18 protein-coding genes and 4 pseudogenes are annotated in these 22379 nt (G+C 68.9%); 5 read left to right on the top strand and 17 right to left on the bottom strand.

Annotation, left to right across the window (positions count from 1 at the left end; translation table 11 throughout):
• Positions 1 to 489 (top strand): hypothetical protein (locus ACIRL2_RS49085; RefSeq protein WP_402241917.1); only part of this gene is annotated, 489 nt, incomplete at its 5' end.
• Positions 490 to 563: 74 nt separating this feature from the next.
• Here the strand turns inward: ACIRL2_RS49085 and ACIRL2_RS49080 are convergent.
• Both ACIRL2_RS49080 and ACIRL2_RS49075 read right to left on the bottom strand, forming a co-directional pair.
• Positions 564 to 1106, bottom strand: coding sequence for a hypothetical protein (locus ACIRL2_RS49080; protein ID WP_402241914.1), 543 nt, complete (start codon positions 1104 to 1106; stop codon positions 564 to 566).
• Between the two features lie 786 nt (positions 1107 to 1892).
• Entirely contained in the window at positions 1893 to 2618 is a 726-nt protein-coding gene (locus ACIRL2_RS49075; RefSeq protein WP_402241911.1) for a HEAT repeat domain-containing protein, read from the bottom strand.
• A 48-nt stretch (positions 2619 to 2666) separates the two neighbouring features.
• On the opposite strand from ACIRL2_RS49075, the gene ACIRL2_RS49070 reads away from it, so the two are divergent.
• A complete protein-coding gene (locus ACIRL2_RS49070; RefSeq protein WP_402241909.1) occupies positions 2667 to 3059 on the top strand; it encodes a hypothetical protein in 393 nt (130 codons plus the stop codon).
• A 110-nt stretch (positions 3060 to 3169) separates the two neighbouring features.
• Here the strand turns inward: ACIRL2_RS49070 and ACIRL2_RS49065 are convergent, their stop codons facing one another.
• From ACIRL2_RS49065 to ACIRL2_RS49040, 6 genes and pseudogenes are all read right to left on the bottom strand, one after another.
• Entirely contained in the window at positions 3170 to 3805 is a 636-nt protein-coding gene (locus ACIRL2_RS49065; protein ID WP_402241906.1) for a Fic family protein, read from the bottom strand.
• Positions 3795 to 4544, bottom strand: coding sequence for a hypothetical protein (locus ACIRL2_RS49060; RefSeq protein ID WP_402241903.1), 750 nt, complete (start codon positions 4542 to 4544; stop codon positions 3795 to 3797). The genes ACIRL2_RS49065 and ACIRL2_RS49060 overlap by 11 nt, the downstream gene beginning before the upstream one ends.
• A 224-nt stretch (positions 4545 to 4768) precedes the next feature.
• A complete protein-coding gene (locus tag ACIRL2_RS49055; RefSeq protein ID WP_402241900.1) occupies positions 4769 to 5281 on the bottom strand; it encodes a hypothetical protein in 513 nt (170 codons plus the stop codon).
• An 84-nt stretch (positions 5282 to 5365) separates the two neighbouring features.
• Complete coding sequence (locus tag ACIRL2_RS49050) at positions 5366 to 6931, bottom strand: ISL3 family transposase (protein WP_402241928.1); 1566 nt, start codon at positions 6929 to 6931, stop codon at positions 5366 to 5368.
• Between the two features lie 724 nt (positions 6932 to 7655).
• Entirely contained in the window at positions 7656 to 8729 is a 1074-nt protein-coding gene (locus tag ACIRL2_RS49045) for a hypothetical protein (protein ID WP_402241898.1), read from the bottom strand.
• A gap of 854 nt (positions 8730 to 9583) precedes the next feature.
• Positions 9584 to 10386 (bottom strand): annotated as a pseudogene (locus tag ACIRL2_RS49040) (transposase); the annotation flags it as partial.
• A gap of 539 nt (positions 10387 to 10925) precedes the next feature.
• Between ACIRL2_RS49040 and ACIRL2_RS49035 the strand changes: the two are divergent.
• Positions 10926 to 12446 carry an ISL3 family transposase gene (locus ACIRL2_RS49035; RefSeq protein ID WP_402241926.1) on the top strand — a complete coding sequence of 507 codons (1521 nt, stop codon included), beginning with the start codon at positions 10926 to 10928 and terminating at the stop codon, positions 12444 to 12446.
• A 755-nt stretch (positions 12447 to 13201) separates the two neighbouring features.
• Here ACIRL2_RS49035 and ACIRL2_RS49030 read toward each other — a convergent pair.
• The 5 genes from ACIRL2_RS49030 to ACIRL2_RS49010 all read right to left on the bottom strand — a co-directional run bounded on the left by ACIRL2_RS49030 (position 13202) and on the right by ACIRL2_RS49010 (position 17218).
• Entirely contained in the window at positions 13202 to 14353 is a 1152-nt protein-coding gene (locus tag ACIRL2_RS49030) for a hypothetical protein (protein WP_402241896.1), read from the bottom strand.
• Between the two features lie 530 nt (positions 14354 to 14883).
• Positions 14884 to 15165 (bottom strand): hypothetical protein, encoded by a 282-nt coding sequence (locus tag ACIRL2_RS49025; protein WP_402241894.1) that lies wholly within the window; start codon positions 15163 to 15165, stop codon positions 14884 to 14886.
• Between the two features lie 123 nt (positions 15166 to 15288).
• Positions 15289 to 15753, bottom strand: a complete 465-nt coding sequence (locus tag ACIRL2_RS49020; protein ID WP_402241892.1) for a lasso peptide biosynthesis B2 protein — start codon at positions 15751 to 15753, stop codon at positions 15289 to 15291.
• A 137-nt stretch (positions 15754 to 15890) separates the two neighbouring features.
• The gene (locus ACIRL2_RS49015; protein WP_402241890.1) at positions 15891 to 16322 is read right to left on the bottom strand and encodes a PPOX class F420-dependent oxidoreductase; all 432 of its coding nucleotides are present in this window, start codon (positions 16320 to 16322) and stop codon (positions 15891 to 15893) included.
• A complete protein-coding gene (locus ACIRL2_RS49010; RefSeq protein WP_402241888.1) occupies positions 16319 to 17218 on the bottom strand; it encodes an NAD(P)-dependent oxidoreductase in 900 nt (299 codons plus the stop codon). The genes ACIRL2_RS49015 and ACIRL2_RS49010 overlap by 4 nt, the downstream gene beginning before the upstream one ends.
• 107 nt (positions 17219 to 17325) lie before the next feature.
• On the opposite strand from ACIRL2_RS49010, the pseudogene ACIRL2_RS49005 reads away from it, so the two are divergent.
• Positions 17326 to 17475 (top strand): annotated as a pseudogene (locus ACIRL2_RS49005) (MerR family transcriptional regulator); the annotation flags it as partial.
• Between the two features lie 162 nt (positions 17476 to 17637).
• Here ACIRL2_RS49005 and ACIRL2_RS49000 read toward each other — a convergent pair.
• Entirely contained in the window at positions 17638 to 18714 is a 1077-nt protein-coding gene (locus ACIRL2_RS49000) for an IS3 family transposase (RefSeq protein WP_402241886.1), read from the bottom strand.
• Positions 18715 to 18738: 24 nt separating this feature from the next.
• Positions 18739 to 19134: a hypothetical protein gene (locus ACIRL2_RS48995; RefSeq protein ID WP_402241884.1), complete on the bottom strand. Its 396-nt coding sequence runs from the start codon at positions 19132 to 19134 to the stop codon at positions 18739 to 18741.
• Between the two features lie 125 nt (positions 19135 to 19259).
• On the opposite strand from ACIRL2_RS48995, the pseudogene ACIRL2_RS48990 reads away from it, so the two are divergent.
• Positions 19260 to 19409: pseudogene (locus tag ACIRL2_RS48990) on the top strand (group II intron reverse transcriptase/maturase); the annotation flags it as partial.
• Here the strand turns inward: ACIRL2_RS48990 and ACIRL2_RS48985 are convergent.
• Both ACIRL2_RS48985 and ACIRL2_RS48980 read right to left on the bottom strand, forming a co-directional pair.
• Complete coding sequence (locus tag ACIRL2_RS48985) at positions 19361 to 20359, bottom strand: reverse transcriptase/maturase family protein (RefSeq protein WP_402241923.1); 999 nt, start codon at positions 20357 to 20359, stop codon at positions 19361 to 19363. The pseudogene ACIRL2_RS48990 and the gene ACIRL2_RS48985 overlap by 49 nt on opposite strands.
• Positions 20360 to 20838: 479 nt before the next feature.
• Positions 20839 to 21630, bottom strand: a pseudogene (locus ACIRL2_RS48980) (reverse transcriptase domain-containing protein); the annotation flags it as partial.
• Between the last annotated feature and the right edge of the window lie 749 nt (positions 21631 to 22379).

The raw sequence follows: 22379 nt of genomic DNA, 5'->3' as shown, positions 1-22379 counted from the left end.
GTGGAGGAGTCGCAGCGCGCGGTGTGGTCGTTCGCGCCGTTCGAGCGGGTGGGCCCGTTGAGGTTCGGCATGACCCACGATCGGGCGATGGCCGCGCTGGACGGAGTCCTGAGGGCGGTCGGAACGAGCGGGGACGGCCGGGGACGGGTGACACAGGCCGATCTGTGGCCCGTGCGCGGTCCCGGAGGCTCGAGGACCTCCGATGCGGCGGTGAAGAGGATCTCCGATGCGGCTGTGAACCTGTACTACGACGAGTCGATCGGGCCGGCCGCGATCGCGATCGACGCCCGGCGGGGCCCGCAGGTGCACCTCGACGACATCCCCCTGGTCGGACGCACGCCGTCCCGCCTGGAGGACGCCTTCTGCGACCACCTCACCGCACACGGCCACCGGGTGCGGTACTCCCAGGCCGTCGACCCGTGCGCACCCGAACTCGGCTCGAGCGGGGGGTGCGGGGGTTGGCGATGCTCGCGCACGTCCCGGATGTGACCACGGCTGATTGACGGCGATGTCGAAACGCCGTCGACGGCCCGGCGGCCGGACCCGCCCGGTGTCGGTGATGTTCACCGGTGGTGGTGCGTCCCGGTCGGTCGTTGTCCGTCGTTGTCGGCCGGGGGTGTCGCGGGCTCCGGCAGCACGCCCCGCAGGTGTGCGACGCGGGGACCGCCGGGTGCGGACACGGGGCGGGGTTCGGGTCGGGGATCGCTCCGGGGCGGCCGCGGAAATTCGTCGGGAAGGGGGTGGCGGACGAACCTCCTCGCGGATTCGAGTTCGCGTCGTGACTCCTCGCACAGGCGGACGAGTCTCTCCTCGGCCCAGGTGGCCGGCCAGAGCTGGACGAGATAGGAGTCCCCGCTTCCGCGGCCGGCGCGTTCGTCGCTGCGGCTGTGCGCGTACACCCGCACCCGGTAGTCCCCGGGGCCGAACGCGGCGAGGTCGCCGAACAGGAACGGATGCCGGGACTCGAGCACACGCAGTCCTCCCGAGGGAACTGCGACGGAGACCTCCGCGACGTCCTCCCAACCGGGCTCCAGAGGCGGCTCCCGGTCGAGGATCTCGGTGGCCAGCGGCACCTCACCGGTTTGTGTCCCGGTGGTGATGCGCACCTCCTGCCCACGTGCCGAGACCAACCCCGTCGTCAAGGACTGCGGCCAGTCCCCCCGAGGGAACTCCAACCCGGGCACGAGATAGAAGCTCCCGTACTCCGTGAAAACGGTGCCCCGTGTCCTGTCGGCTATACCGCCACGCCTCCCCAGAAGCCTGCCCCGACGTCGAACCAGCCCCGCGAGGATACGTTCGCTGCCGTGACATCGCGGCACAGCAAATGGTGCTCGCTCCCGATGACGGCAGCGAACCGCTCACCGGCATGCTGCTGCGGACCGTGAAGACCGCGCGCGGTTCCGAGGGTGACGCGAACTCGTTCCCGACCGGCCCGCTCACAAGCGGGCAGCTTCCGGCAATCCGCGAGTGCAGGGCGGCTTCGGGGTCACCCTTGCGATCATGGCAGTCGTAGCCCATGACGGTCGCGAGTTCGACCGCGCGGCCGTCTCGGCGCGGTGCGGACCGCGCAGGCGGGTCCGGCTTCCTTCAGCCGGCGCCCCGCCCCGGGGCCGATGCCCACGAACGCGGTCTCGGCTTCCGAACGTGGCCGCGGCCTGGGCCGTCGGGGTGGTCGAGGTAGTGCGCGTCGCGCGAATCGCACCCGCAGGCCCCGGCATGCCAGAGGTCAGGCCGCAGTGCGACGCGCCTCGCCGAGGCGGCGCAGCGCGTCGTCGAGTTCGGGTTGGCGTGGTCGAGCCAGGTGGTGGTGTGGTCGGTGCCGGCGGTGGTGTGCACCGGCCGGCGTGGCTCCCTCGCTGTGGTTTGTTTCCGGAGTCGCGGCCGCGGATCGATCACAGATCGGCGGCGTCGATCCAGCAGATCGTCGCCACCAGGTTTCGGGCCGTGTCGGTGGCTTCGGCCGCGAGCAGGGCCCACTCCCGGCATTCGGCGACGATCTGCGGCCAGGGCCTGCCGCGGTCGATGCTCCAGTCGATGTCGGGCCCGTGACCTCCGTACACTCCGCCGTCCGCCCCGATCTGCCAGACCTTGAAGGAGAGCACCGCCTGCCCGTGGTCGGCGAGATCCTCGATGGCGTCGGCGAGGCGGGCCGTCGGCCATGCGGAACCCAACCCCGGAACCGGATGCCGCAGCGCGGCGGCGCGGGCCGGAAGCACGACGTCGCGGGCACCGAGTTCGGTGAGCGCCCGACGCAGCGCTCCGCCTTCACAGTCGTCGGGATCCTCGCCCCGCCGCCGGAAGGCTTCATAGGCCTGCGACAGACACGGCACGGCACGGTGGATGCCGAGATCGGCCAGGGCTTCGGCGGCCCACTGCCGGACCACGCTGTTGTCGCTGCCCGGCATGCGCGTGAGGGCGTCCCCGGGACGCGGATCGCCCAGCGCGGTGAAGACCTCGATGGCGCACAGCTGCCCGAACGAGCCCAACCCCGGTGCTGCCGCGATCAACGGGTCCAGCACTCGCGGCCCCAGGGCGATCAGTGCATGCTGCGCGTCCTCGGCCACCTCACCCGAATCCGCGTCCAGCTCACCGACCAGCCGAGCGATCACATCCTCCATGGGCGTCGAGTCCGGCCCGCGGGTCCCTCGCTGTGAAAATCTCGGGGCATGCCTGAACCGCGGAAATCTGCCGACCGTCCGGTCCGGCTGCTGGGCTTCTGGGGGACGCCCGAGAACCGGTCCCTGCCGAACCCCGCCGATCTCGTCGACGCCGCGTGGGAGGAGTCGCAACGGCAGTGGGTCGCGGACTACCTGAACCACGGGCAGGTCGCCGGCTCCTGGATGGGCGCATCGAGGTGCAGGCTGTGTGCGTGCTCCAACGGTTCCCGTGATCTCACCGACGGCCACTACCTCTGGCCGGAAGGACTGGCCCACTACGTCCTCGACCACGGTGTGAGGTTGCCGACCGAGTTCCTCGGTCACATCGAGCGCAGACTCGAAGCCCTGGAAGAACTCGAGCGGGACTCCTCCTGGTGGCGGCACAACGCTGCCGCGACATAGGGCGTCGGCGGTTGGGTCACGGCCGGCACGGTGTCGGCGTACACGGGACGCTCAGCCGCGTACAGCCGAACGCGCTCACCTGTCCGCGGTGGCGGTGACGACGACTTTTGTCATTGCGCGGCTGCGGTTGCCCGCCGGTGGGTGGTATGGATCAGTACGGAGACCAGAGCCGCGAGGTCGACGGCGCCGGCCGGGTCGTCCGCATAGCGGGTGGTCTGCAACGGCCCCACTTCGTCCAGGCGGACTCCCTCCACCTCCAGGACGTAGGCGAGGACCAACAGCGCCAGGCGGGCGTTGCCGTCCGGGTAGGGGTGGAAGAAGGCGATGTCGAGATACGCCCTGGCCGCGCGGGCGGACAGGGGGACCGATGGAGCGCCGCTCTGGTGCAGGCAGGCGGCGAAGTCGCGCCAGGTGTGCGGCGTCAGCCCGTACCGTTCCCGGCCGCCCTTGGCGAAGGCGTCGCCCTGACGCAGGCGCACGTCGAGTGTGCCGAGGACCAGCTTCTGCCAGTCGTCGAGCAGGGCCGGAGTGAGTGGTTCTCCCCGCCCGGCCGCGGCGCGGGAAAGGGTCATCGCGGCGATCAGCCGATCGGCACGGTCGGGATCGCGGTGGCGCACCGGGCCGTCGAACCAGGCGGCGAGTCCGTCGACGACCGGGAGCAGGGGAACCGGGGCCGCCGTCGCGGCCGAGGACCAGTCGACCTGCTCCCTGACCCGGCGCCACGTGGCCGGCGCGTCATCGCTCACGGTAGAACCCGCGACCGGTGAGGTCGATCGCCAGGTCCTCGCCCACCGCGTCGACCAGCGTCGGGGCGGGCTCGACCCAGCTCTTGAACCGGCCGCCGATCGCCGCCTCGACCGCCTCCTCCGCCTCCTCCGGCCCCAGGCCGGTGGAGGACAGGAACCAGGTCAACGTCGTGTAGCAGAGCCCGTGCCAGCCCGACTCGGCCTGTGTGCGGTCCACGACCGTGGTGACCAGGCGGGTCACCGCGCGCTCCAGATGCCAGCTGCGGTCCCCGGCATCCGAGTCGGGAGGCGGGGCGAGCCCCTCGAACCGCTCGGCCATGTCCTCCAGCCAGTCACGCCACTCCAACAACGAAGCCACGACCCGCGCGGCGACCTCCTCCGCCTCTCCGGCCGAATGCGCACGGTAGTACCAGGCGGCAACAGGTCCACCGTGGTAGATCGTCCAGTCCCAGCGGCAGGCCCAGCGGCCGTAGCGCGACACCAGCAACGCGGTCACCTCGCGTGTGAAGTCGAACTCCTCCGTCCCGTCGACATCGGCCGGAGGTGTCATCGAGGCGATTAGTGCTGTGAGTCGGGCCCTCTCGTCGTCGTCCCATTCGAAGGCGTTCCGGCGAGGGTCGGCGGCGGACCACGGCAGCGCCCAGGCTCGAAGTTCTTGGTGGATGGACGTGGTGTACCCCCGAAGTCGGACGTGGCGGAACAACCGACCGATGATCCCGACGAAATCGAGCCGTGTCACCCGAATTTGTGGACCCCTCCCGGTGCCTCCCGCCGCCTGGCCGCCTTCGCCACGGCGAGGACGTTCACCCGTACATGGCTGAGCGCATTCACGGCTCTGGCAAGATTTTCGTAGCCGGAGATCATCCCGAGACGGTGGTCTGCCGATCCGGATGTGGGTGCGGTTCGTTTCGAGGACCGACACTGATCATCCAGTGAGCGCGAACTTCCGTGCGGGAGCGCCGGTTACGGGCGGATGGCGATGGTGCTGAGCGTGCCGTTACCCCAGATGGTGGTGCTCATCATCATCTGACCGTCCAGGGACGCCACCGTGAACTCCGGAACGAAACGATCAGTGAAGAGGGTCGCGAAGCCGCTCCGCAGCAAGTCCACCTCACTTCTCACCAGGTCCCACTCGTCGAGCAGTTGGACACGGAACCACACCTCGTACGGCTCATGGTCCGAATCGTCCCCGAGGCGGGCTCGGCCGAGCGCGAGCAGAAACTCGCGCTTCTCGTCGAGGAGCCCGAACTCCGCGGCCATTCGATGCCAGCCCGTGTTGACCTTGTCGGCGAAGTCCGAAGCGTCCAGGTCGGCGACCTCTTCCGGGTCGGAGTCGAAGCGTCCGTGCTCAGGCCCGGCGCTCGCAGGCGACGCGTACTTCGGTAGCGGCAGTCGGACCTCCTGTCGGACTCGTTCGACGAGTCGGAGCCCGGCGGAGGCGAGCAAGTCACCTATCTCGGCGTCAGTCAGAATCACGGCAGCACAGTAACCGCAGTTCACGCCACCCGCGCCGGATTTTCTGGCGATCCAAGAGCGCCTACCACCCCTTGATCGCAAGCTTCACTCGAAACGAGCCGCACCCTCCGGATATCGGCGGCGTAGGTGGGCGATGAGGACGACGCGGTGGCGGAGGAGGGGGACGCCGGCGCGTCCGGCCATGATGCGTTTCTGGAGTTTCACGTCGGTGATGCGACCTTCGTTGACGCCGGAGTTATAGCGGGTGGTGATCCCCTGGACGACGGCGTTCCGGTCCTCGCGCAGGGCTGCTGCGACCCCGACGAGAGGCGCCAGTCCGCTGTTGGTGAGCCCGTCGAGCCAGTCGGGTAGCGGTGCGGCGTCGTGGGAGTCGAGCATGGCGGACAACTGCCGTACCAGGCCGTGGGTGCGGTGGAGTTCCGGACAGTGTTCGAGGAGCCGGTGCAGGCGCTCGGCGGTATGCGGAGTGTGCTTGTGGGGAGCGGTGACGATCCAGCGTGCGACCTCGCGTGGGGACGGCGGCCGTTCGCGAGGCTCGTCCAGGGGCAGGCCACGCCGCAGCGGCGCGACAGCCATCTTCACGCGCTGGTAGTGGCCCGAGTAGCCCTTGGTCGAGAGCTCCTGGTGAAGGACGGTGGCGCTGTGCTCGCCTTCGTCCCAGCGTTGTTGCAGGTAGTCGAGGTAGGGGTCCAACGTGGACGGTCGGCGGGGCGGTCGGCGCACGACCTCCTGCCAGGTGCGGGCGCGAGCGTACTTGCGGACCGTGCGGCGGTCCAGGCCGAGTTCGCGGGCCACGCTGCTGTGGGAGCGACCGGTGTGGGTGGCCGCGTGCACGGCCTCGAACAGCCGCCGTGCGTGGCGATCGGCGCGCGTGTCCGCCGTTGCCGCCCCGTCGCGCTCGGGGGTGGTGTCCTGAGGTTCGGGCAGCGCGGCGGGCAGGCAGTCGCGGTGGGCGGAGGCGACGTCCTTCACGCGCCGGGACAGGCCCTGCCAGAGGTGAAAACGGTCGCTGACCTGGAGGGCGTCGGGGGCGCCCGTGGCGATGCCCTGCCGATAGGCGAGCGACCCGTCGCGGCAGGCGACCTCGACGCCGGGGTGTTCACGCAGCCATCGGCCGAGCTGCTCGGCGTCCCGGCCTTCCCAGAGCGTGAGCGGAAGGCGGGTCGTGGCGTCCACCAGGAGGGTGCCGTAGGTGTCGCCGTACAGCGCGAAGTCGTCCACCCCCAGTACTCGGGGAGTGACGAGCGGGGGCAGCGGTATGCGCATCAACTGGGCGAGCACGGTGCTCCGCGAGAGTGCGACATCGACGACCCGCAGCATCCGGGCCCCACCGCGGCCCGCCAGGAGGACGCCGACCTCCTCGACCACACGCTGCAACAGCGGAGTGCGCCGTTGATAGCGCACGGTCAACCCCGGCACCTGCTCGGCGAAGGTCACCTTCGGGCAGGCCGGATTCTCGCAGTACAAACGGCGCACACTCAGGTCGATCCGCACGGGCCGACCCCCGACCCCAGCGTCCGCGAGGTGCCGCACGTAGCGGCTGTGACTCCACTCGCTCGGCACACCGCACCCCGTACAGGCCACCGCAGCAGGGGAGTTCGTACGGGCCCGGATCCCGATCACGGGACCCGTGGGATCAGTCGAGGTCACCAGCACGTCGGCCAAGTTCGGTATCAATTGCGACAGTTCGATAGAACACAGTCAGAGGTTTCCCGCCGACGACCGCGCCGACCATCATCTCGGGATGATCTCCGGCTACGAAAATCTTGCCAGAGCCGCATTCACATGTACGCCGACACACGGTGCTCCTTCGCGAGGAGTTCACGGCGTCGGCGGGCGCGGTGGGAGTCGCCGTCGAGGGTGGGACCTCGGCGTGGTGGACCGGGCGGTCGATTATCGCGGCGGCCACGACGTCGCCGGAGAAGGCATCCGCGCAACACACGGCCGGGGCCCATCGCCCGGAGCACTCACGCTCGTCCCGGCATCGCCCCGCGCCCCTCGCGACAGCGCACCGGGAACGGCGGCCGCAGATCCGTACGCATGCTCCAACTCATGCCGGCGGACGCGGCTCATGCCCTTGAGGATCGTCCCCGCCCGCGCGCTCCGTTCCCGCGACGCCCCCGCACACCCGGCCCGGACACAGGTGGGTGGCTCACGGGCGCGGCGGCGGCCTCAAGGAACGTGACGACGACGTCCGCTACGGGAGGGCTCGGCACGAGGAACTCGACCGTCGACCGGCACACACGGCGGGCGAGCAGCGCGCCGACCACCGAGGTCGCCGCCCTAACCCTTGGCCCCGGATGCAAAATTTCAACGGTGATGAGCGATCCGTCGGCGTCCGTGACGCGACGGCGACGAAGGCCGACCCGACCGCTCAGGCCCCGGGGCTGCGGGCGGCGACGCGAGAGGCCTCGGGAGCGAGCAGATGTTCCACACAACGCGGCAACCCGGCCTCGGAGTCGATCATGTGCATCCACGGAACGGGCGCCATGACGCGGGCAAGTTCGTCGGTCACGGTCGCCTCGAGGGCCGCGCGTAGTTCGTCGGGTATCGGGTCGTCCACCAGGCACAGCCATCCCAAAGCCGCGCTCACCCGCACCTCCGCCGGCCGTCCCGAGTCCGCCCAGCACGTCCGCATCCATGCGACGGCCTCCTCGTCAGGGTGTTCCCGGGCCAGTTGGGCAATCGCCAGGACCAGACACGCCCGCACCGGCGCGACCTCCTCCACGCGCAGGCGACCGTGCAACGCCGCGAGAACGCCACCGATTTCGCCGGAGGCCGCGGCGAGGACGTAGGCCGCCACGCAGCGCACCTCGGGGTCGGGGTCGTCGAGCAACGCCGTCACGATCCCCGCGTCCGCGGTGATCGCATCCCGTGCCGCGGCGATCGACCAGTTCTGCAGGTAGCCGCAGGCGGGGAACGCCCACTCGTCGTCCGCGTAGCCGACCACGAGCAGATCCTCGCGCCCGAAGCCGTGGTTGTGGATGCGGCGGGCCACTCCGCCGACCAACCACAACACCTCGGACCGGTGATGCGTCGAGGGATCGGCGGCGATGCGCAGCAGGAACGGCACCGCCAGCGCCCCCGGCGCGGACGGCTGCCCCGCATGACACACGCAACCCCACAAGCCGCGGATGACCGAAAGCACGGTCGGGGCATCCGCCAACCGAAGCCGCCCCAACTCCTCGGCGATTTCCTCGCCGGGCCCAAACACGTGCGGAAATCGCGACCACGGCACCCGATCGAACTCGAACCCGTCCCACACCTCGACCGGCATCCGCGCCATCACCACGCGCACGTCCCGCTCGGTCCCCCGCCACTCCTGTGACCAGGTTTCCGGCAACGGCCCACCGATCGAGGCCTCCTGCGAAGACTCACCGGCCCAGGCCTCCCGCAACGAATCGGTCCAGGCCTCGTGCAACGCCTCGACGTCGACATCCTCGTTCATCCGCACCCGTCCCCAAGGCTCGTCCCGATCACCACCGCAGCCCCCACGCCCAACGTTCCGGCACCGATCGCCAGCCCGACCACGCCGGACACCGCAACGCAGCCCTGCGGTCGCCCGCGCCCCCGCACGAACGCCCACATATCGACACCCACTCGCCCCGGGGAGGACGCACAAGCACGGACGAAGGACCGCAAGCAGCCAGCCTCCACCCGGGAACAAGGTTTCCGGCGGCGTCGGGACGCTATCGGTCGCCACCGACACGAACGTGCCGCGTCCGGGCGCCACCGGGCAGGGTCCGTAGCCGTCCGACGTGCAGCCGCTCGGCGAACAGTTCCTCCCGTCGACCAAGTTCATCTTCGGTGTCGTCCGGACCATGCGGCCGTCGCACCGTGACCGGGAGACTCCGTTCGTTCCGTTCGGCGACCACGTCACCGGTCCGTGCCCGCGCCGCCATGACACGACGACTCCCGTATCCCCCGGGCCTTGCCGGGGGTCCACCCCATGCCCTGCAGGTCGCGGCGGGGCAAACCCGGTCCTGAACAGGTGCCCGGCGCGCGGGTGGGACAGCCGGCCCCGGCGGGTGATGGGGTCCCGGTCGGCAAGGCCCGGCACCCGCTGTCCCAGTGGCCCATGATCGTTTCCACCGCGTCACAGGCACCGTTCGCCGGTGGGGAAGTCGCCACCCTTTCGGGGGACTTCGCTCCCCCGATTCCGTGCCTAGCATCGTCCCAATCGGCCCGTGCAATTGCATATGGCGTTGCACGGCGGCGCGGCGCCTCCCTTCGAGGCGTGCGGATCGGCGGATGAGGAAGCGGTGATGGACGTGCGCGAGGGTGTCAACGGTGCGCCGGCGGCTTCGTTGGGCGTGACGGAACCTGGTCGCTCTTCTCCGGGATGACCGCCTTGATGCGGCATTTCCGCAGGTGGGCGCGGTTGGCGCGGGACGAGTAGGCCTTGTCCCCGGCGACCGCGTCGGGTCGGGTGCGGGGACGCCCGACGGGCCCGCGGACCCGTATCCTCCCGAGGACGGGGACGAACTGCGGGCTGTCGGCGGCCTGTCCCGCGGTCAGGACGAACGCCAACGGGCGGCAGTTCCGGTCGCAGGCGAGGTGGATCTTGGAGGTCTGCCCGCCCCTCGATCGCCCGAGCAGAGCAACCCTCAGTCGGACCTTGTGTCGGCGCCGGACACGTCGTCGTTCCTCCCGCTTCGGGTCGATTCCGGCTCCGTTCCCGTCTTGTTCCTCCGGGCTGCCCCCTTTTTCCGGGCCTTCTCCTCCTCGGCGGCGGCCTTCTCCAGGGCGGTGAGCGTGGCGGGGTCGAGATGCATCCCGGCGGCGTCGTGATGCGCCCGGACGGTGGTCGAGTCCACGCTCACCAGCGACAGGTCCACCTCGCCCCGTTTCGCGGCCTCCGCGATCAGACCCTCCAACAGGGCCTCGAAGACACCGGCGTCACGCCACTGCCGAAAACGGTTGTGCACGGTCGGCCACGCACCGAACCGCTCCGGCATCTCACGCCACTGCGCACCCGTCCGGAACTTCCAGATCACGCCCTCGAACTGCTGCCGCAGCCGCTCGGGATACGGACCGTACGCACCGATCGGCAGGTACGGCCCGATGAACTCCCACTCCACGTCCGTCAGTTGCTCTCTCGTCACAACAAGACGATCTACCAGACTAGGACCGCGCCTTGACGACGAATCCCACAGATTGATCACGACCCGATACACGCTCTAGGGGCCCCGCCGGCAGGACCGCCGGTACTCCGTGGAGTGAACCGCCCTCCCGCGGGGGTGATTTCGGGGTGGCCGCGGCGAAACGGGCGCGCGTGCGGAGCGGGAGCGCTCGTCAGGGGGCGCGCAGTCGCCGCGAGCCGCAGCGGGTCGGGCGGAGACCGCAGAGGGCCGCGGTGGTCGCGTCGGATGTGGGTCGCCCGGGTGCGCGGGATGGGCGGTTCGTCAGGTGGGGTGGGTGCGTTCGAGGTCGCGGATCATCGCGGTCGGCAGGGCCTTCTCGGCCAGGACCAGAGGTGCAGGGCAACGGTGGGGGCGTCGACGCCCATCGGGTCTGACGGTGGTCGTGGAAAGCTGGGTCTTCGGCGATTTTCGTGAAGCGGATCATGGTGTGGTAATCGTGCTGGGCGCTCGGGGGTCAAGTCGCTGAACTGTTGAGAGTCCTGTTTCCGCATCTGGCGCGGGTGGCGGTCGAGGCGGTCGCCGCTGTCGGGAGGTCGGTGCGGATCAAGGCGCGTTGTACCGGTCTGGAGGCTGAGTGCCCGGGGTGCGGGTCGCCGTCCCGGCGGGTCCACAGCCGGTACGCGCGAATGCTCGCGGACACCGCGGTCTCAGGCCGCCCAGTCGGGATCGAACTGCATGTTCGTCGGTTCTTCTGCGACGAAGTCGCATGCGGGACGGGGACGTTCGCCGAGCAGGTGGACGGTCTCACCGTCCGGTACGGTCGGCGAACCCCGACCGCGCAGCGGCTGCTGGAGCGCGTCGCGCCGGCGCTCGGCGGCCGGGCCGGCGGGCGGCTGACGACGCACATTGCCGTCCCGACAAGCGGGTCGACGCTGCTGCGGACGATCCACCGGCTCGACGTCCCCGCGCCGCCGAAGGTGGAGGTGCTGGGTGTGGACGAGTTCTCGCTGCGGCGCGGGCGCGTCTTCGGGACGATCCTGGTCGACATGGAGTCCCACCGGCCCGTCGACGTGTTGCCGGACCACACCGCGGATACCTTCGCCGCCTGGTTACGCGAGCACCCCGAGGTCCGCATGGTCTGCCGCGACCGTGGCGGCGCGTTCGCCGAGGCCGCCGAACGTGCGCTGCCCGGTGTTCCACAGGTCGCGGACCGCCGGCATTTGCTCGACAATCTCGCCACCGCGGTGGAGAAGGCCGTCCGGAAACACCGTGCCTGCCTGAACCCGCCGCTGCCGGAACACGGCGTCCCCGAGAGCGCCCCCGACCCCGAGGAGAGCCCCGCCCGGCAGCAGATACGCGCCCGCTGGACCGAGATCCGCACCCTCCATGAGCGGGGCCTGACCGTCACCGCGATCAGCGAGCAGACCGGGCTGGACCGCAAGACCGTCCGCCGCTACGCGCACGCCGCCACCGCCGACGAGCCGATCACCGTCCGACCGCGCCGCGGCAGCGCTCTCGCACCCCACATGCCCTACCTCGCCGCGCGGTGGGCCGAAGGCTGCAACAACGCCCGGACGCTCCGCGACGAGATCGCCGCCCGCGGGTACACCGGAGGCCGCAAAACCGTCCGCCGCTTCCTCAACAGCCCTGCCGAGCAAGAGCTTTCGCCCATAAAGCCACCTCCTCCGCCGCCCGTCCGGGAGGTGGTCCGGTGGATTGTCGGCCGACCCGAGCGGCAGAGCGAAGCCGCCCGCCGGCAACTGAAGGAACTGTGCGAGCACTGCCCCCACTTCGCGGAGATCAACCGACTCGCTCGCAGCTTCGCGACGCTTCTGCGGAAACGACACGGCCACCGGCTTCCCGAATGGCTCGCCCAGACGGACGTCTCCGAGATCAAGGAACTGCGCACGTTCGCCCAGGGCCTGCGCAAAGACCTCGACGCCGTCACGGCCGGCTTGACGCTCCCCTGGAGCTCGGGAGCGGTGGAAGGGCACGTGAACCGGACGAAGATGCTCAAACGCCAGACCTACGGCCGCGCCAGCTTCGGGCTTCTACGCCGCCGAATACTCCTCGCGGATTGACACGCTTCACGAAAATCGCCGAAGACCCAGATAAAACTGGCCGTTGACACGGCTGGACGCAAGGTCCTTCCGGGCATCCGCAAGTTTCGCCGTTCGACCCAGACCCGTTCCTGCCCGATCGAACGTGGGCGCGTGAAGCGCGAGCCTCGACCGGCGGCGCACGACTCGGGCGGGAACGGGAGTCCTGCGGGACGGCACGAACCGCCTGGGGAGGTCGGCGGGCGGCGGAACGGCCCCCGATGGCGCGCTCCGCTTGCCATGGCACCGGCAGGCCATACGGAACGACGGCCGCCGCAGGCGCTGGGGGGTGTGGATGAACGGTCGCCCAAGACGCGAACCGCCTCGTGGACGGCGTTGTGTCGTTTCGGCGAACGCGGGTCGTCAGCGGAACGCGAACGTTACGTCGCGCCCGGGTCGGCTTCTTTGAGAGACAAACCGGCGAATTCGGGGTCTGACCTGTGGCTTTGCGAAACGGGATGTCGTGACGGCTACGACATATCTCTGATGGATGTGTCGTACTGGGCTTACATATCTCCGCACGACTTAACCCCCATGGTTAACTCCGCGATTTTTGTGCCGACTTGCGGCACGGACGGCCGCGCATCACTCGCCGGCGGTGGACGGTGACGGGCCGCCGACGCCGGCCGCGTGCGCACATCAGTCGGAGATGTGTCCGCCCCAGGTCCACACATCGCGGCACGACTTAACGGCGGGGGACGATCGGAGTGTCGTTGCCCTCTGTACGCGCGGGACGGTTATCTTTCGCGGCCTTGCTTTCGTTGCGCATTTCGCGCCGCTCCGGGGGCCAGACCCGGAGCGGCGCCGTGGGATTTTCCCCCCGCCCGCTCATTCTTTCCGACGCCGGTGCGGCCCCTCAGCGAATGGAATCCCTTTTCCAGGACGCCTGCATACCGCCCCGCCTCTGGGGGCTTGGGCATACCGTTCTTGTACGTCGAGGCCCGGAGGTCGGCCAACGTGCGCCGCAAATTGTCGGCGGAGTCGACTGGATCACGATTGCGCAGCATCTGCCCCCGCCGGTAGATGCCCTGGCTCAGCTCGCCGGCGTTCTTCCCGTTGACAATGACGTCGGTGAAGGCCTCCGCGTACAATTCGCGCTCGTTCGTGGCCGCATAAGCACTGATCTCACTGGTGATCAGCTCGGGGGTAAGAATACCCGATCTGCGCGGCGGAGATGGCTTCTTCCAGTGTGACCGTTCCTTTTCTTTGTCGACACGATAAAGGGGATACATGAAGGAGTGCATCTGATCCTGGCCAATTCGAAAGCCGTCCATGTGCCCCATCTCGTGAATGACCACTTCCGCCGCCCATGTCATCGGGACATCTCCTCGAGACAGACGCGTAAATGGATTCTTCGCCTCCAGGACCTTGCGATTCTTCTTTCCGAATGCCGCGATATTGAGCACCATGTGGCCGTCGTGATTGGCTTCCGCGCTGGCTCCTCGGTTGACCAGACGCTTTGCCACGCTCACTGCCGTGAGCGCACTCTCCGGATGGATGCGCGCGACGTGGAGGAGCGCCACGGCGGCCTCCTTCGCGGCGTACAAGTGGGCCCCCGTCAGGTCGACTCCCACGGGCCGACCGAGTGCTCCCTCCAAGCCGCCGCTGAGGCAGGCTTGTATCTCCTCCGTCGACCTGGCGTTCTTGATTTGTTGGTACAGCGGGTCTTCGGGGGTCATGCCCGGTGCTTCGAACCCGACATCCCCGACGGGGGCCTGCGCTCCACCCAGGAGCGGTGCGGTCGTCGGCATGGGAGGAACGTCGACCTGGGGTGCGCTGCCGGCATCCCGCAGCCACGGGTTGACGATCTCCTCGTTCGCCTGGCGAACACCCGCGCCTTGTTGGCGCATCCAGGAACCGATGCGTGCGAACGGACCACCCGTGACCAAGCTCGCCTCCCACCCGACCCCATGGCGGCAGCGCCCGGTTGGCGGAAAATATCACGCTCGGTGCGTCCGCCACGTCTCGAGGAACGCGCGGCTGTGTCCTGTCGCCGCTCCTGCTGTCGCGCAGCTTCCGCCTGCGCGTCCGACACCCCTCATGACACTGCCCACCGACGACTGCTCCACAGAAGGCGGACGGGCGGTCCCGCGCGACGGAGCACCACATGCCGCAGGTGCAGGGCGCGATTCCCTCGGACGGGTGGGGATCGGGGCCGCAGTTGAGGGGCAGGTCTGCGGGTGCGACGGCGTCGGCCTCCGGGGCCGTTCGCCGCAGTCCCACGAGCGACCGGGCCACCGCCCGCGTCGAAGACCCATGTCCGCCCCGCGTGCCTTCAGCGCCGTCGAATCCGGGATCCGGGCACGAGTTTCGCCCAGGCGGGGCGGAGGCGGCGGAGATGACGGCCTGCGGGATCGCGCGCACGCTCGCGGCGGCGACCAGGAGCGTCAGGGCTGGTGCGGCGGCGCGGACGGTGGTTTCACAGGGGCGGTCGTTGAGGGCGAGCAGGGGGTGAGACGTCGGCGGTGGCCAGGAGTCCGAACGCGGTCGCGGCGGTGGCCCCGAGTTGGGCTGCGGTCATCACAAGCAGGGTGCGGGGGTCGGTGTGCCAGGCCAGGCGTGCGGTCAGGGCCAGATCGGCGGGGACGCGAGCGGCGATGCGGCGCAGGGAGGTGTCGGCGAAGGCGTTGTCGTGGGAGCGGTCGGGGGGTTCGGGGTCGGGGACGAGGATGTCCCCGGGGCGGGTTTGGCTTTCGGTCACGGCCTGAGAATGAAATTCCCCCGAACGAGTAACCTCGTTCGGGGGTGGCGAATCCTGGCGCGGCCGGAGTCGCAGGCTACGGCCGTCGCGCAACTCGTGCTCGGATCGGTGCGGTTCGCCGGTTCAGAGGGTGTGGACTCGGTGCAGTTCGCGATCGAGTTCGGCTTGTTCGCCGATGATCGCTCCGCGGGTGGTGGTCCAGGCGTGGAGTTCGAGGGGGTCGAAGCGCGCGCCCAGGACGAGGTGGGTGTGGTGCCCGTGTGCGACTGCGGCAAGCGGGGTGGCCAGCGCGGTCTCCAGGCAGGCGACGCGGCCGGGGTGCAGGCGTGCGGCGACGCGGTGGCGCAGCGTCTCGTCGCGACTCGCCGGGCGGCGGGCGGTCGCGCGTCGCAGGACGCGGGTGACGGTGAGGCAGTGCCGCAGCGGCAGGGCCTTGAGCAGGCGCTGCGGGCGAACACCCGAACCGATTCCCTCAGCGTGCTCGATTCGGGCGTGGTGTCGCGCGACACGGGGTTCAGACTCGAAACGACGGGCCGAATGACTGTGCCGGTGTCGGGGACCATCGGTTGCCGCTTCGGTCCAACCCATGCCCGGCTCTCACACGGCGCACGGCCCGGCCGAATCACCCGTGCGGCGGGACGGCTCCCGGCGCCGGCCTCGGATGGGGGCGTGGCAGGCTCGGCGCACCGGACCACACCCCCTGGGTAGGAGGCCGCGCCGCACGGTCAGCCGATCCTGGCGCCGTACGCGTGGTCGACCGTCATCGTCAGGAGCACCCTTCGTTCGGCCACCATGACCGACCGGTACTCGTCCCAGTCCGGGTGCTCGCCGGCGGCGATGCGGTAGTAGTCCACCAACGCGGCAACCTCGGGACCATCGGGGTCGGTTCCCGGCCCGGTGAGGGTGGCCGTGCCCTCGACGGTGGCCCACGACAGGCCGTCCGGGCCGGTCACCTCCAGGGTGGCGCGTGGGTCCCGCCGCAGATTCGCGACCTTGGCGGTTCCCTGGGACGTCGACACGTGGACGACTCCGGCCCTCCGATCGAAGAACGGCTGGACGGGCGACAGTTGGGGACGACCGTCCGTTCTGATCGTCGCCAGGACGCCGAGGCGGCTCACCGCGAGCAGCGAGTGCGGATCGAACGGTGCGGCGGTCACGGCCGGGCCGCCGACGGCTTGCGGAACTGCTCGATCACGGCCGCGTACCCTGCGCCGCCGTGGCCTCCGGCGACCGCGCGATCGGCCGGCGTCTTGACGAACCTGGGCAGTTCGGCGTCGACGCCGAGAGACTCGCTCTCGTGGATGAGGTGGTCCATCGCCGCCAGGTGGGTGTCGATGGTGGCATCGCCGCCAGGGTAGTTGCCACTGTCGATCTGGTCCGCCATCTCGGCCAGCCATCCGCTCACGGTCTCGATGCCCTGCCGCAGGAACGGCATCGACGTCGCGGCACCCACCTGTGCCGTGCCCAGCAGTGCGGCGCCGTGCAGGAATCCATTCAGGACGCTCCACATGATGGTGAGCGTCGCCATGTCGTACAGCGCGGACAAGCCGTGATCGTCGCCCAGGTGCGTGGTGGCCGCCCCCAGGCTCCTCAGGGTGGACTCGTGTGTGTCGAAGGCCGCGTGCGGCCCGCTGTAGAGGAGGACCGCGTCGATGGTGCCGATGGCTTGGGGGTTGGCCAGGATCACGCCGTCGAGGTAGGTGACCCCCCGCGCGCTCGCCCACGCGGCGGTCTCACGGGCCTGCGCCGAGGTGCCCGAGGTCAGGTTCACCAGGACCCGGCCCGCGAGCACGTCCTCCAGCGGATCCAGGAGTTCGCGCGCGGCGGCGTAGTCGGTGACGCACACGATCACCAGCGGGCTCGCCGCGACGGCGTCGCGGGGCGAGTCCGCGAGGATCGCACCACGGGCAACGAGCGGTTCGGCCTTGGCCGCCGATCGATTCCACACGGTGGTGGAGTGTCCCTCGGCGTGGAACGCCGCGGCCGGCGCCTGGCCCATCAACCCCAGGCCGAGGACGGTTACCGGGGTGGGGCCGGTGTCAGATGTGGGCATGAGGTGCTCCCGTTCGATACACGCTGCCGTTGTCGACCGACCGAAGGACTCGGTCATGGGAGAATCCTCAACCTTCACACCGATATGAAGGTCAAGCAGGAACACGCGTGTTGATCGGAGAACTGAGCCGCCGCACCGGAGTCGGCGCGCATCTGCTGCGTTACTACGAGGCCCAAGGCCTGCTCGAACCGTGCCGTGGCGCCAGCGGCTACCGCGAATACACCGACGCGGCGGTCGGGACCGTGGCCCGGATCAGGGTCTGCTCGAAATGCAGAATTCGTGAACGTCGAGACCCGCCCCGCCGACCTCGTGGCGGTCCGCCGTCACGTGGCACGCGTGCCACGCGCCGGTGAGGTGGGGCCCGCAGGGACTCGGCGAACTGAGCTGACCCGAGTTTTGTGGAGTCCGTTTGCGGTTGTTCACGCGGACTGCGTGACTTGCTCCTGGCTCGCCCAGTATTGCTGCTCGTACTCGACCGGTGGCACGTAGTCCAACGCCGAGTGCAGGCGCTCGTCGTTGTACCAGCCGACCCAGTGCACCACGGCGTGCTCGACCTGGGCGAAGGCCCGCCAGGGTCCCTGCATTTCGATGAGTTCGGCTTTGAAGGTGCCGTTCAGCGCCTCGGCCATCGCGTTGTCGTACGAATCCGCCACCGAGCCCACGGACGCGGCGGCACCGACGTCGGCCAGTCGCTCCGTGTAGCGAATAGACACGTACTGCGACCCGCGGTCGCTGTGATGGATCAGGCCCGAGTCCTTCTTGATCCGCCGTCGCCACAACGCCATTTCCAAGGCGTCGAGCGGGAGTTCGGTGCGCAGGTGCTCGGCGATCCGCCAACCGACGATCATCCGCGAGTACGCGTCCAGGACGAACGCGACATACGCCCAGCCGGACCACGTCCGCACATACGTCAGGTCGGCGACCCAGAGCCGGTCCGGGCCGTCCGCGGCGAAGACGCGGTCGACCGGGTCCGGCGGCCGCGGCGCGGCCGGCTCCGTGACGGTGGTGCGGCGACGGCGGCCGCGGATGACGCCCTCGATCCCCAGCTCGCGCATCAGACGCTCGACCGTGCAGCGGGCGACCGGGTGGCCCTTGCGGGCCAGGGCACGGGTGATCCTGCGGGCGCCGTAGGTGCCACCGGATTCCACGTGCTCGGCTTCGATCAGCCGCACGAGTTGCTCGTCGCGCAGCCGCCGCGCCGACTTCGGGCGCTTCTTGCGCGCGAAGTACGTCGACGGTGACAGGTCCGGCACCCGGCATACGGGATCGACCCCGAGGCCTTTGTCGCGCAGGTGGTCGATCACCTGCTCGGCCTCGTCCGGGGACGGTCGGTGAAAGTCGGCCCGGGGCGCGGTTCCGGTCTTTCGACCGGACCGTTTCCCCGGACCGCTTCCCGAACCCGGCGGGCAGTGAAGTAGGCCGCCGGCGAGGTGCCCGTGGTGCGGGTCCTTTTCCGACGGCCCCTTCCCGAACCGGACGTGCGACGTTAATCGCATCCGGCTCTCCAGTGCCTTTTCTTCTCATGAGTTCTGCCGCGAGGGACGTCCGCTGTAGTGGATTCCTTCGTGGCAGACACGGCAGACGACCAGGGTCTTCCGATGACGCGCGGCCATCATCTGAGCCCAGACGGGCTTGGCGGCCCGTCCCCGAATGTTCAGGTCTTTCAGATGCCGAATGTGGTGCACTTCGACACCGTCATGAGACCCGCACATCTCGCAGGTATCGGCGAGCAGGCGCTTCACGATCTCGTTGCGCGAGCTGTTCCACACCTGTTTCGGATGGTCGTCGAGATTCCCGATCCTGGTCTTTCGCTTCAGTGGGATTCCGCCCCACAGCGCCACCAACGGCGCTTTTCCTTCTCCGCGTTCGACGGTGACCCGGAGCCCGCGACGCGGGCCCTGGTCGGTCTTCAGCACGGTCCGGTAGCGTCGGTATCCTGGACAACGACACCAAGCACGACCATCGCGGTCAGCGCAGCATCAACGCGCAGATCGGTTTGAAAGTGCCTGCTGACGTCATCCGCGCCAAGTGCCGTCCCTACATGCACCACGGCCGACCGATCCGACGGACCGAACGTACGGTCAACAGCGACTTCTCCATCGTCGCCCAGTACCAGGCGGAGTTCCGCGGGATCGCCGGTTACTACCAGCTCGCGTTCAACCTCCACCGCCTCGGACGGTTAAAGTACGTGATGGAGCGCTCGCTGACCAAGAGGCTGGCGCGGAAGTATCGCGTCCGCGTCTCGAAGGTCACGATCTCGTAGCCGAGGAATCGGGCGGCCTGTGTCCGCCCATGAGTGATCACGGTCTTTTCCTCGGACAGTTCCAACCTGAGCTCGTCGTGCAGGAACCGGCCGATCTCGGCCTTGATCTCCTCGGCCTCCCGCTTCGGCCCGGTGAAACCCAACAGCCAATCGTCCGCATAGCGACAGTAGTTCAGCCGCCTGTAGCCCGGATCACTCGGATCACGAGAGGGCATGGTCTTCATCTGCTTGCGAAGCGTCCGACCCGCCTCCAACTCTCCTTGCTCCTCCAGCCTGAAGGCGCGTTGCCACAGCCGCATATACGGCCGATTGGACTTCCGACGGGCTCCCCGGTTGTAGGCGGGCAGCAGGTTCGTCTCGATGTACTTGTCCAGCCGGTCCAGGTAGATGTTGGACAGGATCGGCGAGATCACGCCGCCTTGCGGCGAACCGCTCAACGTTGCGTGATAACGCCACTGTTCCAGATATCCAGACCGGAGCAGTCCATCGATCAACCGCAAAAAGCGGTTGTCATGAATCCTCTCGGCCAGGATCGACCGCAGGACACTGTGATCCAAGCTGTCGAAGCAGGCTTTGATATCACCCTCGACAAACCACGTCGTGCCCCGCCAGCCCGGATAGATCTTCTGCAAGGCGGTGTGACAGCCCCGACCGGGCCGAAACCCGTGGGAATGATCGGAGAACTGCGGCTCGTAGTACGCCTCAAGCAGCAGGCGCATCACTTCTTGCAACAGTTTTTCCGACCACGTCGGCAGACCCAACCCGCGCCGCTTCTTCGCACTTCCCTTCTTCTCGATGTGGACGCGACGCGTTGGCGACCACCGGTAGCGCTCGCTTCGGAGCGCGTCGATGATCGCCTCGATCTTGGCCAGGCGCATGCCGTCCACGGTCTCGGCCGTGATGCCGGGCGTCATCGCACCGTCGTTGCGGTAGATCCGCCCATAGGCGAGCAGGTACAGATCCCGGTTGAACAAGCACCGGTAGAGACGTTCCAGTGGCAATCCCTTTCTGCCGCGTTCACGGATGATCCTCAGTAAGGATTCGGCGCTATGCATTTCGCATACCTCACCGACATGGACGATCAGTTGACACCTGGGGCCCTTCGCCCGTGCGGACGGCTTTCCCGTCCTCCTCGGTCGGGCGTTACTCCGACGACTGCTACGACCCCTCCGTAGCCATAGGGCTCGCGCCCCTTAGGCCATCCCGTATTCCCCTTGCGCTGGACGTATCGAGCGTGACTTAGGCGGCCCGTCCGTCCCCTTGAGCGAACTCGCTGTCCGCCGCCCGCCGGCCGGAAGGGTTGAGACGAGGAAAGTCGGACTCGTCCGATGCCGACGGCTGCGACCCAAGACGTCGTGACCCGCCACGTCGGCCGACCCTTGCGGCGCCGGTAGGCGCGTTTGCCTTCGGTGGACATCGTCCCGCCCGGCTCCCACGGCTCGTGAAGGTGCTCGTCGAGCACGGACAAAGCGATGTTCGCCAGCAGCGGGGAGAGGATTCCGCCTTGCGGAGTGCCGGTCAACGTCGCCTTGTTCTCGCCGAGTTCCGTGAGAATCCCGGCCTTGAGGAAGGCTTTGACCAATATCAGGACGCGCTTGTCCTTCACCCGGTGTCGCACTCGGTCCATCAGGGCGGTGTGGTCGATCGAGTCGAAGCATGCCTCGATGTCCGCGTCCGGCACCCAGCGATATCCCCGGGTGCCGAAACAGTGGATCTCGGCGATCGCGTCCTGGGCCCGCCGTCGGGGCCGGAAACCGTAGGAGACCGGCATGAAATCGGCCTCGAAGATCGGTTCCAGCACCAGCTTCAGCGCCGCCTGAACGACTCGGTCCGCAATCGTCGGAATTCCGAGTCTGCGGACTTTCCCCGAGCCTCCCGGCTTGGGGATACTGCGTTCCCGCACCGGCAACGGACGGAACGAGCCGTCCTTGAGCGCGGTCCGCAGGGCGTTCAGGAATCCGGGGACGCCGATGAACGTCTCGACATCGGCGGCCGTCAGGCCGTCGACGCCGGGCGTTCGGGCTCCCCGGTTGCCCGCGACCCGGTCGAACGCCGTCAACAGCGTCGCCGGGTCGTGCACGAGGTTGAGCAGGTCGTCGAACCGGCGGCCGGGATCGGCCACCGCCCGACGGTGAAGCTTGGTCTGCATCTCCAGTACCCGGGCCCGAGGACCCGGAGCCCCGCTGTTCAGCAAGGCGTCCTCCGGCGTTGCAGCGTCCTCCCTTTCTCGATACCGCTGCCGCCCTTTCCCATGTGACCGGCTTTCCCGGCCTCGGAGTACTACGGCGGCTCCGCCCCGTCCCGAACCGATCGGCGGTCGATGCGCCCGGCTCCGGCCGGCTGCCGGAAGCAGACGGCGAGGCGAGATCCGGAACGGTTCCCGTGTTCACTGTGGTTCGCTCGACGAAGTAGGAGCCCGACTGTGTCCCTGCGGCATCGCCACGAGTACGCCGCAGGCTTTCCTCGTGACCTCCCGGGCAGCTTTTGTATACCGCCCGAGGGAGTTCTCCGGAGTCTCGAAGAAATACCCCGGATGCGCACCGCTTCCGGCCCTGATCCGCCAGGTTCGAGCCGGTGTCGCTTTGGGAGACGTAAAACGCCGGTTCCTCGCGTACTCCTCTCCGTCACGCTCGCCGGACCCGCCCCATCTGGCAGTGCTGGATACGTCTCGGCTTTGTCAGGGCCGCTCCCGCCCCCCGGCATCACCCGGATCAGGCTGCCCTCAGCTTCAACCCCACTGCTGCGACAGGGGATTGGTGCAGGTCTTCCACCTCCACTCGAACCAACAGCGCCTCACGGCGCAAACCGAAGATGAGCCAGAACCCGATCGGGCGCCGGAAGTGCACAGGGTCCGGGTGTCGCCGGCGGCCGGCATCATGGCTCGAACCATGTCCCCTC

Origin of the sequence: Embleya sp. NPDC127516 (assembly GCF_044765325.1) — a bacterium.
In the GTDB taxonomy this organism is placed as follows: domain Bacteria; phylum Actinomycetota; class Actinomycetes; order Streptomycetales; family Streptomycetaceae; genus Embleya.
The sequence above is the reverse complement of the archived record's forward strand: the minus strand, read 5'-3'. Positions and strand labels throughout refer to the sequence as shown.

Bases quoted from the DNA above. Each gene is read 5' to 3' on its own strand.
- ACIRL2_RS49075 (WP_402241911.1), bottom strand. From the start codon at position 2,618: ATGGAGGATGTGATCGCTCGGCTGGTCGGTGAGCTGGACGCGGATTCG.
- ACIRL2_RS49070 (WP_402241909.1), top strand. From the start codon at position 2,667: ATGCCTGAACCGCGGAAATCTGCCGACCGTCCGGTCCGGCTGCTGGGC.
- ACIRL2_RS49045 (WP_402241898.1), bottom strand. From the start codon at position 8,729: ATGAACGAGGATGTCGACGTCGAGGCGTTGCACGAGGCCTGGACCGAT.
- ACIRL2_RS49020 (WP_402241892.1), bottom strand. From the start codon at position 15,753: ATGGGTTGGACCGAAGCGGCAACCGATGGTCCCCGACACCGGCACAGT.
- ACIRL2_RS49010 (WP_402241888.1), bottom strand. From the start codon at position 17,218: ATGCCCACATCTGACACCGGCCCCACCCCGGTAACCGTCCTCGGCCTG.
- ACIRL2_RS49000 (WP_402241886.1), bottom strand. From the start codon at position 18,714: ATGCGATTAACGTCGCACGTCCGGTTCGGGAAGGGGCCGTCGGAAAAG.
- ACIRL2_RS48985 (WP_402241923.1), bottom strand. From the start codon at position 20,359: ATGCGCCTGGCCAAGATCGAGGCGATCATCGACGCGCTCCGAAGCGAG.